Source organism: Nocardia neocaledoniensis (genome assembly GCF_029868625.1).
GTDB classification, from domain to species: Bacteria; Actinomycetota; Actinomycetes; order Mycobacteriales; family Mycobacteriaceae; genus Nocardia; species Nocardia neocaledoniensis_A.
In genome coordinates, this window is record NZ_JARWOJ010000386.1 from 1 (window position 1) to 9,475 (window position 9,475).

Annotated in this window: 9 protein-coding genes; 5 read left to right on the forward strand and 4 right to left on the reverse strand. The window is 70.3% G+C overall.

Going from position 1 to position 9,475, the window contains the following annotated elements; translation table 11 throughout:
- Positions 1-452: 452 nt before the first annotated feature.
- Positions 453-1,136 (reverse strand): DUF998 domain-containing protein, encoded by a 684-nt coding sequence (locus tag QH270_RS30600; RefSeq protein WP_280347800.1) that lies wholly within the window; start codon positions 1,134-1,136, stop codon positions 453-455.
- A gap of 141 nt (positions 1,137-1,277) precedes the next feature.
- On the opposite strand from QH270_RS30600, the gene QH270_RS30605 reads away from it, so the two are divergent.
- A complete protein-coding gene (locus QH270_RS30605; protein ID WP_280347802.1) occupies positions 1,278-1,403 on the forward strand; it encodes a hypothetical protein in 126 nt (41 codons plus the stop codon).
- Between the two features lie 37 nt (positions 1,404-1,440).
- Here QH270_RS30605 and QH270_RS30610 read toward each other — a convergent pair whose 3' ends face one another.
- Together QH270_RS30610 and QH270_RS30615 are read right to left on the reverse strand one after the other, a co-directional pair.
- Positions 1,441-1,881: a very short patch repair endonuclease gene (locus QH270_RS30610; protein ID WP_280347804.1), complete on the reverse strand. Its 441-nt coding sequence runs from the start codon at positions 1,879-1,881 to the stop codon at positions 1,441-1,443.
- 77 nt (positions 1,882-1,958) lie between these two features.
- Positions 1,959-3,092 carry a DNA cytosine methyltransferase gene (locus tag QH270_RS30615; protein ID WP_280347815.1) on the reverse strand — a complete coding sequence of 378 codons (1,134 nt, stop codon included), beginning with the start codon at positions 3,090-3,092 and terminating at the stop codon, positions 1,959-1,961.
- A gap of 245 nt (positions 3,093-3,337) precedes the next feature.
- Between QH270_RS30615 and QH270_RS30620 the strand changes: the two genes are divergently transcribed.
- The 3 genes from QH270_RS30620 to QH270_RS30630 are packed head-to-tail and all read left to right on the forward strand — an operon-like array spanning position 3,338 to position 7,678.
- Positions 3,338-5,170 (forward strand): ABC transporter ATP-binding protein, encoded by a 1,833-nt coding sequence (locus QH270_RS30620; protein WP_280347806.1) that lies wholly within the window; start codon positions 3,338-3,340, stop codon positions 5,168-5,170.
- Positions 5,167-7,011, forward strand: a complete 1,845-nt coding sequence (locus tag QH270_RS30625) for an ABC transporter ATP-binding protein (protein ID WP_280347808.1) — start codon at positions 5,167-5,169, stop codon at positions 7,009-7,011. Before QH270_RS30620 ends, QH270_RS30625 begins: the two co-directional genes overlap by 4 nt.
- 49 nt (positions 7,012-7,060) lie before the next feature.
- Positions 7,061-7,678: a putative glycolipid-binding domain-containing protein gene (locus QH270_RS30630; protein ID WP_280347809.1), complete on the forward strand. Its 618-nt coding sequence runs from the start codon at positions 7,061-7,063 to the stop codon at positions 7,676-7,678.
- A gap of 127 nt (positions 7,679-7,805) precedes the next feature.
- On the opposite strand, the gene QH270_RS30635 is transcribed toward QH270_RS30630, so the two are convergent.
- Complete coding sequence (locus QH270_RS30635) at positions 7,806-8,753, reverse strand: prephenate dehydrogenase (protein WP_280347811.1); 948 nt, start codon at positions 8,751-8,753, stop codon at positions 7,806-7,808.
- Between the two features lie 58 nt (positions 8,754-8,811).
- Here QH270_RS30635 and QH270_RS30640 point away from each other — a divergent pair, with 58 nt between their 5' ends.
- Positions 8,812-9,351, forward strand: a complete 540-nt coding sequence (locus QH270_RS30640; RefSeq protein WP_280347813.1) for a tRNA adenosine deaminase-associated protein — start codon at positions 8,812-8,814, stop codon at positions 9,349-9,351.
- The last annotated feature ends 124 nt before the right edge of the window (positions 9,352-9,475 follow it).

The following is a 9,475-nucleotide window of genomic DNA, read 5'->3' on the forward strand; positions in this document are numbered from 1 at the left end:
TTCGGGTTGTTGTCGACCGCGTCGCCGGGGCCGTCGGCGTCGGCGTGGATGGGGTTGAGGAACCACAACCGGCGCTGCGCGGCCGACAGCGGAATCCGCTGGGGGCGTTGGCGCGTGGTGAGGGCAACGCGGCCTGTCGGAGGCTGTCGTTCGCGACATCTCGGCCAAGAAGAGCGATCTCGACCTGTCCGCGCTGGTCGTCGCGCTCGACGCGAAGGGCAGGTTCTTCGGCCACGACAAGATCGAGGGCATCGCCACCACCGATGGCGGTAGGACGATCTACATCGCCAACGACAGCGACTTCGGCTTAGCCGCGAGCCAGGGCGAGCAGCCGCCGTTCGGGCTGAAGCCGAAGACGCTGGCCAACGGCCTGCAGGACACCGGGGAGATCCTCGCGGTCGACACCACCAAGCTGCCCGCCGCGCTCGACAGCTACACCGTGCGGATCTCGGTCAACTAGTCCACTCGCGGATCTCCACGAGCACGGCGGCGGCCAGCGCGAGCAGCCACAGGGACATGGAGCCGACCTGCACACGCTGGGCGATGCCGAGCGCGTACGACCCGGACAGGTTGTCGGCGACCAGCATCCAGATGGTCGCCGCCGATCCGGTGACCAGCACGACGACACCGAACTCGCGCAGGATCCGCCAGCGGTGATAGCGGTAGGCGGCGGCGCTGAAGGCGAACGCCGCCACCGCGATCGAAGTGACGGCCAGCGTGCTGGTCAGCGCGTGTGGCTGGCGCAGCTGCGGGATCAGGCCGGTGCCGCAGCCGCTCCCGGCCGCGTCGCAGTCGCGCAGGGGGAACAGTGCGTCGGCGATCGTGGCGGCGCCGAAGCAGGCGAGGGCGATCCAGCCCGCGGTGGTGAGCCGCCTGCGCCGGAACAGCAGCAGTCCACCGAGCGCCGCAGGGATCAGCAGCAGGCCGACCAGCTTGTCGGCGGTGGCGAACACCACGTGATACGGCTTGCCCGCTTCGGTGAGTTCGCTGAGAAAGGAGTCGACCGGGTCGGTGTCGACCGGCAGCACGAACTCCAGGACCCACGACGAGTAGCACAGGCCGGCCACCGCGATCGCTACGGCGATCGCCAGGGCGTAGCCGCGGATTCTCCGGGCGGGAGCTGGCACATGGACCATTGTGCTGCGCGGGGCACAGTGTCCGGTCCATCGCCGAGATCGGGCGCGTCGCGCGGTTGTCCGTGGTTTCATCACAGCGCGCACAGGTTGCTGTCAGGTTCACCGGGCAGGCTGGTGGTCGTCACCGAGCAGGAGGTCTAGATGAGCTACGCGATAGCACTGGCAGGGTTCGCCATGGTCCTGGCGATGGCGGTCTCCGGATTCGCCGCCGCCAACGCACCGAAATCGCTGGTGCGCGTCCGCGTGCGAACCGACCGGCGCCGCTGAGCTCCTGCGCTCGGGCCGATCTCGTATCGGCCGTCGGCTACTTCCGCTTTCCCCGCGCCGAGTGGCGTGTCAGCTCGCTGACCAGCGCGCCGATCCGCTCGGCGGCGAGCCGCGGGTCTTCGTGTTCCCACACCCGTACGACCTGCCAGCCCGCCTCCCGCAGGGCCGCGTCTGTCGCCCGATCCCTGGCCACATTGCCCGCCAGCTTGTCGGCCCACCACTCGGCATTGTTCTTCGGGGCGGTCGCGTGGACCGGGCAGCGATGCCAGAAGCAGCCGTCCACGTAGACGGCGAGGCGCAACCTCGGAAACACCACATCGGCGCGCCGACGCTGGCCCTTGATCGGCGGACGGTCGACGAAATAGCGCAGACCGGCGCGATGCAGCTCGCGGCGCAGAGCCAGTTCGGGATCGGTGTGCGCCCGGCGTTGCCGCGACATCCGCGCACTCGTCGCGGCATCGGTCACGGGCGCTCTCACAGGGCGTTTCGCGGCGGGCGGCGGCTCATCGGCCGGCAGTGCCGGTGGGGGATTCCGGTCGTCGGCGTGCCGCGCGGTCATACCGCCCAGCCGCCCATGCGATCGAGATGATCGCGGACATCATCGAGGAAGCCCGGCGGAAAGCGCAGATTTCCCATCGACGTGCGGCGCAGGAAACCGGCCGTGGCCCGCGGTGAGAGCAGGCGCGGCTCGGCCAGGAAGTTCTTCAGATCCTCGTACGGCTCGTGCACCGGCCAGGTGGACAGCGGCACCCGGTGCACCACACCGGCCCTGCCCCACGCCGCGCTCGGCCACGGCGACCCGGCTCGGAGCGGCTCGCCCAGGGTGAGCGGCGTCGACGGCGCGGCCAATCGTGCGCCGACCCAACTCGCCATCCGCACACTGACCGCGTTGCCGACCAGCTTCCAGCGGTGCCCCTGCCGGACACCGGGCACGTCCAGCGCCGGCGCGGTCCAGTCGGCGTCGAAGCCCTGTAATCGCTCACCGTCGACGATGCCGGGGGTGACGATCTCGCCCGCGGGCAGCCGGACCGCGGGCGGACTCGCGATCCCGAGGCCCGAGCCACCCTTCAGCGTCGGCACCGCGTTCACCGCCCAGCCGAGGCCCCGCACACCCTCGGTCCAGTAGAAGCCGCACGGATCGCGGTCGGGGTCGCCGTACTCGCGCGGGCCCGCGTCGTCACCGAACAGCACCTCGCGCGGGTCCTCGGTGCGCGACGCCAGCATCAGCACCCGCTGGCGCCGCTGCGGTAAGCCGAACGCGCGGCCGTCGACGACGCGATAGGCCCACTGGTAACCGAGTTCCTCCAGCGCGTGGGTGATGTGCCGCATGGCCTCGCCACGACCGAGTTGCAGCATGAACGGGACGTTCTCGATCAACAGCCAGCGCGGTCCACGCTGCCGTTTGACCAGCCGGAACACCTCTTCCACCAAACCGGAACGGCGGCCGGTGATGCCGGCGGTCCGGCCCGCCTGAGACAGGTCCTGGCAGGGGAAGCCCGCGGCGACGAGCTCGGTGCCCGCAGGCAGCGAGCGCAACCTGGTGATGTCACCGTGCAGCGCGGTGTCGGGGAAGCGCGCGGCGAGGACACCTTTGGCGCCGGGATCGATCTCGCACAGCAGCTCGGTCGACCAGCCGTGTGCGCCGAGGCCGAGTTCGAGTCCGCCGATTCCGGCGAACAGCCCGACCATCCGCGTCAACGGCCCTCCTGTGTCGTGGGGACTTGCTCGGCTACTCGCGCCTGCGGCGCATTCTATCGGCCGCTGATCAGCCCACTCGCCGCGAACCGACGACGCGGCGCCGGCCGGAAAATCAGTGGCTCGCGACCCCGCTCCGGTGGGACTCTGGAGGTGCCGACTTGTCGGACCCCGGTGCGAACATCACCTGGCGTCCGTTCCGGAAACCAACCATCCACCGGACACCAAGGGGGAGAGTCTTGTCTGTCACTTTGGAGCTGGCGGCCACCGAATCGGAGGCTGACAGATCGGGGCGGCCCGCGCCGCGGCCCAGCGCGGGATTGCGATCGCTGCGGCGGTTCCTGCCCTTCCTGCGGCCCTATCGGGTGCCGTTGATCGCGGCCAACGTGCTGGCGATCGTCACCTCCAGCACGGCCATCGTGATCCCGCTGGTGATCGCGCGGGTAGTCGACGGGCCGATCGCGCGGCGCGATTTCGCCGGGCTGCTGGCACCGGTCGCGCTGATCTTCGTGCTCGGCGCGATGGAATCGTTCGGCATGTGGGGGCGGCGGTGGCTGGTGTCCAAGCCATCGACGCTGTTCGAGATCAGGATGCGCGCCAAGCTCTTCGCCCAGTTGCAGGCGCTGGCGATCGGACGGCACGACGGCTGGCAGTCGGGCCAGCTGCTCTCCCGCGCCATCGACGATCTCGCGGTGATGCGCCGGTTCGTCGCCTTCGCCGGACCGTTCCTGATCGTCAACGGCGTGCTGCTGCCGGTCGGTCTCGCCGCGTTGTTCGTGATGAATTGGCAAGTGGGCCTGATCTTCACGGTGATCTCCCTGCCGCTCACGGTGGTGTGCGCGCGGTTCGTGCGGCGCTTCGAGGTGGCCTCGCGGCGCTCGCAGGACCAGGCCGGCGACCTCGCGACCATCGCCCAGGAATCGGCACAGGGCGTGCGGGTGCTCAAGGCGCTCGGGCGCGGTGCGTTCTTCGGCGCGCGCTTCACCGCGCTCTCGCGCGAACTGCAGAAGACCGAGCTGGTGAAGGTGCGCCTGGACGCCACGTTGTGGGCCTCGCTGGTGGCACTGCCGACGGTCGCGATCGCGATCTCGCTCGGGGTCGGCGGCCACGCGGTGGCGCAGGGCACGATGACGATGGGCACCCTGGTCGCGAGCATCACGCTGGCGACCTTCCTGCAGTGGCCGATCATCTGGATGGGTTTCCTGCTCTCGGAACTGTTCGAGGCGCGCACCGCGGCCGACCGGTACTGGGAGATCATCGACACCCCGCTCGACATCACCGATCCGCCCCAGCCGGTGGACCTGCCCGCCGCGTTGCGCGGTGAGCTGGTCATCGACCAGGTGCGTTTCGCCTATCCGGCCGGTGACGACGGCACGGACAAGGCGGTGCTGGAGGACATCTCGCTGCGGATCCGGCCGGGCGAGACGGTAGCGCTGGTCGGCGCGACCGGCAGTGGCAAGACCGCGCTGCTCGAACTCGTGCCCAGGCTCTACGACGTGGACTCCGGCCGCATCACCATCGACGGCATCGACATCGCCACGCTGCGCCTGGCCGACCTGCGCCGGATCGTGACGGTGGCCTTCGAGGAGCCGGTGCTGTTCTCGGCCAGCGTCCGCGAGAACGTGGCGCTCGGCGACCCGCGCGCCACCGACGCCGATGTGCGGCAGGCGCTCGACATCGCGCAGGCGAGCGAGTTCGTCGACGCGCTGCCGTGGGGTCTGGACACCAGGATCGGCGAGCAGGGCATGAGCCTGTCGGGTGGCCAGCGGCAGCGCCTCGCGCTGGCCAGGGCAGTGCTCATCGGTGAGACGGCGGCCGAGCACGGCCGGATCATGGTGCTCGACGATCCGCTCTCCGCGCTGGACGTGGAAACCGAAGAGCGCGTACAGGATCGGCTGCGCACCGTGCTCTCCGGGGCGACCACCCTGCTGGTCGCGCACCGGCCGTCCACCGCCGCGCTGGCCGACCGGGTGGCTCTGCTCGCCGACGGCCGCATCGTCGCCGAGGGTACCCACGAGAAGCTGCTGCGTTCCAACAGCCGCTACCGCGAACTGATGGGAGGTGAATCATGACCACCGACACCGAGATCCAGGCCGCGCCGGAACAGGCGGCCGACTGGCGCGGCATCGCCAAGGAGGACGACGCCGTCACCGGCACCGGAAACCTGGTGCTGGCCGGGCGATCCCGGCGCCTGCTGCTCGACCTGGTGCGGCCGTATCGCAAGCAGGCGATCCTCACCTTCGTCCTGATCGTGCTCGACAACGCGGCCAAGGTGTCGCTGCCATTGTTCATCGCCTACGGCCTCGACCACGGCATCAGCCAGGGCCGCCAAGGCAACTGGACACCGATGCTCGCGACGGTGGCCGGGTTCGTCGCGGTGACGCTGCTCTCCGGCCTGACCACCTTCCTCTTCCTGCGGGCCTCGGGTTCGCTGAGCCAGAAGGTGTTGTTCGACCTGCGGGTGCGCGCGTTCCAGCACACCCAGCGGCTGAGCGTGTCGTTCCACGAGAAGTACACCTCGGGCAAGGTCGTCACCCGGCTCACCAGCGATATCGAGACGCTCCAGGAGCTGCTGGAAGGCGCGCTCAACCAGGCGTTCAGCGCGGTTCTCTCGGTGCTCACCATCGCGGTGCTGCTGGTCTGGCTCGACCCGATGCTCGCTTCCATCGTGCTGCTCGGGTTCGTGCCGCTGGTGCTGGTCACCCGGTGGGCACAGCGGCGCCAGCGGGCAGGGTACCGGCGCACGCGCGGGGCCATCGCGCGCGTCGTCGTGCAGTTCGTCGAGTCGATGAGCGGCATGCGCGCGGTGCAGGCGTTCCGGCGCGAAGGCCGCAACCAGGAGGTCCTCGGCGCGGAGGACAGCGAGTACCAGCGGGCGACCACCACCGCGATCCGCGGCATGGGCGACTACGTGGGCCTGTCCAACTTCATCGGCAAGGTCACGACGGTGATCGTGCTGCTGGTCGGTGCCTGGCAGGTGATGGAGGGCAACCTCGCGATCGGTGTGCTCGCCGCCTACCTGCTCTACCTCGACCAGTTCTACGGCCCGCTCGACGAGCTGGCCCAGGTCTTCAATTCCTATCAGTCCGCCGCGGCGGCACTGGAGAAGATCTCGGGTGTGCTCGAGGAAGAGCCCGAGGTCGCCGAACCGGCGAAGCCGGTCGCACTGGACCGGGCGAGCGGGGCGGTGCGGATGGACGGGGTCTGGTTCGGCTACCACGCCGACGCACCGGTGCTGCCGAAGTTCGACCTGGTGATCCCGGCCGGACAGGTGGTCGCGCTGGTCGGCGCGACCGGCGCGGGCAAGTCGACGCTGGCCAAGCTGCTCACCCGGTTCTACGACCCGAGCGGCGGCACCATCACGCTGGACGGCGTCGACCTGCGCGAACTGGCCGATCCGGAACTGCGCAGGCACATCGTGATGGTCACCCAGGAGGCGTACCTGTTCTCGGGCACCATCGCCGACAACATCCGCCTCGGCAGGCCCGACGCCACCGACGCCGAGGTCACGGCGGCGGCGCGGGCCGTGGGGCTGGACGCGTTCGTCCGCTCGCTGCCCGACGGGTACGCCACCGACGTCCGCACGCGCGGCGGCAGGTTGTCGGCCGGGCAGCGTCAGCTGGTGGCGTTCGCCAGGGTGTTCCTGGCCGATCCGGCGGTGATCGTCCTCGACGAGGCCACCTCGAGCCTGGACATCCCGGGCGAGCGACTGGTCCAGCACGCGCTGGAGACCCTGCTGCGCGGGCGGACCGCGGTGATCATCGCGCACCGGCTCTCGACGGTCGCCATCGCCGATCGGGTGCTGGTGCTCGACGCGGGACGGGTCGTCGAGGACGGCGCACCGGACGAATTGATCGCCGGGCAGGGCCGCTTCGCAGGCTTGCACGCCGCCTGGCGGGATTCGCTGGTCTGATGCCACCGTGTTGTACAGCAGCGGGGCTGGTGTCGCTTACCGTAGAGAGGTGACGACCCCAGCCCCGGGCCCAGCCGACGGCCCCACCGAGATCAAACCGGCCTCCCGGTGGCCCACGGTGCTCACCTGGCGTTCCCACGACAACACGCGGATGGAATCGGTCCGGGTGACGCTCAACGGCAACCGGATCAGGGCGGCGGGCCGAATGATCGGCAGCGGATGCGATGAGCACCCGGCCTTCAGCGCGTCGTACGACCTGGTCACCGACGAGGCGGGCGCCACCCGCCGGCTGTCGCTGCGCACCACCACGGCCGCGGGCGAGCGGCACGCCTCCATCTCCCGTGACGAGGAGAACTACTGGCTCGTCGACGCGGGCGGCAGTCACGTGCGCTCCACCTTCGCCGGCGCCCTCGACGTCGACGTGGTGCTGAGCCCGTTCTTCAACACGCTGCCGATCCGCCGGTTCGGCCTGCAGAACGCGGTGGGCGACATGCAGGTCCCGGTCGTGTACGTGCGACTACCGGACCTGCTGGTGCAGGAAGCCGAGCTCACCTACTCGAGCGCGTCCGACGGCATCAACGTGCTCTCTCCGGTCTCCAGCGCCACGCTCACGGTGGACCCGGAGGGTTTCGTCCTGGACTACCCCGGCCTCGCTCAACGCGTCTGACGTCGAAACCATTGGTGCGCAACGGTCGACCGCGTACCAGTGACCGCAAAATCGCGGGGAGCGACCGGCCCGCGGTCCTCGGCAGCCACCATTCGACCGTGCGCGGGGCCGGGAGCGCCGCGCCGGTTCACAACGCCCGCAGGACCCCGCCTCGTTGCCCGGCCTGACGCATTTCGTCCAGCCAGCCTTCGACGCCCGGCACGATGCCGGTGATGTCCCGGCGCCCACGCGCCTCGTACGCGGTGCGCCCGCGATAACCCACCTCGACAATCTCGCCGAGGGTGCCGTCCGCCGCCAACGCGTCGCGCGCGGTGCTCAGGGCGGCGATCGTTTCGTCGAGCACCTGCCCGAGCGCGGTGGCGTTCGGTTCACAGATGGCGCGCACCAGGTCCGGCGCGGTACCGGCGACGCGGGTGCCGTCGCGGAACGAGCCGGCGGCCAGCCCGAGCGCCAGGTCGCCACCGGCCGCGCCGGCGGCGGCCAGCGCCTCGGCCAGCACATGCGGCAGGTGCGAGATCCGGGCGACGGCCTGATCGTGCTCATCGGCCACCACCGGAACAACCACCGAACCGCAGTCCAGCGCCAGCCGCACCACCCGTTCCCACGGCTCGACGGCGGTACCCTCGTCGACACCGACAGCCCACACGGCATCGCGGAACAATGCGGAATCGGTTGCGGACCAGCCGGATTCGGAGGTCCCCGCCATCGGGTGTCCGCCGACGAAGCGCGCCGCCAGCTTGTGCTCGCGCACCGCGTCGAGGACCGGGCGCTTGATGCTCACGACATCGGTCAGCGCGCACTCCGGCGCCAGCGCGGCGATCTCGGCCAGGATCGGCGCGACCGCGGGCATCGGCACCGCGAGCACCAGCAGCGCGTCCTCGGCGGCGGCCCGGCGCAGCACCGCGGTGAGCTCGGTCGACACGTCGAAACCGTCGCGACGCGCGGCCTCGGCGCCCGTGGCTGACCGGTTGTACCCGAACGCCGGATACCCCGCCGCGACGGCGGCGCGCAGCAGTGAGCCGCCGATCAAACCGGTTCCGAGGACGCAGACAGGCGCACGCTGGGCGATGGTCATCGGAACAGATTGGCACACGAGTTCATCATTGCGGGCGGGACAGACTACCGTTTGCACCATGGCAGCACAGCGCTCGGGCTCGAACAGGGCGACGTCGGACGACGACTACGACGTCGAGGGGTTCGCCGTCGCGGTGGTCCGCGAAGAAGGCACGTGGCAATGCAGTCCACTGAGCCACGACGCCCTCGTCGATCTGTCCGTCGCCGAGACCGAATTGAAGGCATTGCGCAGCTCGGGGGCCGTCTTCGGGCTGCTCGACGTCGATGACGAATTCTTCATCGTGGTGCGTCCCGCGCCGAGCGGCACCCGCCTGCTCATCTCGGACGCGACCGCCGCGATCGACTACGACATCGCCGCCGACGCCCTCGACGCGCTCAACGTCGAGATCCCCGACATCGACCCCGACGACCTCGACGACATCGAACCGTGGGAAGAGGGCGACCTCGGCGTGCTCGCCGACCTCGGCCTGCCCGAACCGGTGCTCAGCGTCATCCTGGCCGAGACCGACCTCTACCCCGATGAGCAGCTCGGCATGATCGCCCAGCGGCTCGGTTTCGCCTCCGAATTCGCGGCGGTTCTGGACAAACTGCCTCGGTGACCGACGAGGACATGCTGCGCGCCGCGATCGCGGCCGCCCCCCCCCCCCCCCCCCCCGCGGTGGCCGGGGGGGGCCGGGGGAGAGAATGCCCCGGGCCCCCCCACCCCCCCCCCCCCCCAACCCC

What these genes read in the sequence shown, in the direction of transcription:
- QH270_RS30640 (WP_280347813.1), top strand. Translation starts at nt 8,812, where the DNA reads ATGGCAGCACAGCGCTCGGGCTCGAACAGGGCGACGTCGGACGACGAC.
- QH270_RS30635 (WP_280347811.1), bottom strand. Translation starts at nt 8,753, where the DNA reads ATGACCATCGCCCAGCGTGCGCCTGTCTGCGTCCTCGGAACCGGTTTG.
- QH270_RS30605 (WP_280347802.1), top strand. Translation starts at nt 1,278, where the DNA reads ATGAGCTACGCGATAGCACTGGCAGGGTTCGCCATGGTCCTGGCGATG.
- QH270_RS30625 (WP_280347808.1), top strand. Translation starts at nt 5,167, where the DNA reads ATGACCACCGACACCGAGATCCAGGCCGCGCCGGAACAGGCGGCCGAC.
- QH270_RS30615 (WP_280347815.1), bottom strand. Translation starts at nt 3,092, where the DNA reads ATGGTCGGGCTGTTCGCCGGAATCGGCGGACTCGAACTCGGCCTCGGC.
- QH270_RS30600 (WP_280347800.1), bottom strand. Translation starts at nt 1,136, where the DNA reads ATGGTCCATGTGCCAGCTCCCGCCCGGAGAATCCGCGGCTACGCCCTG.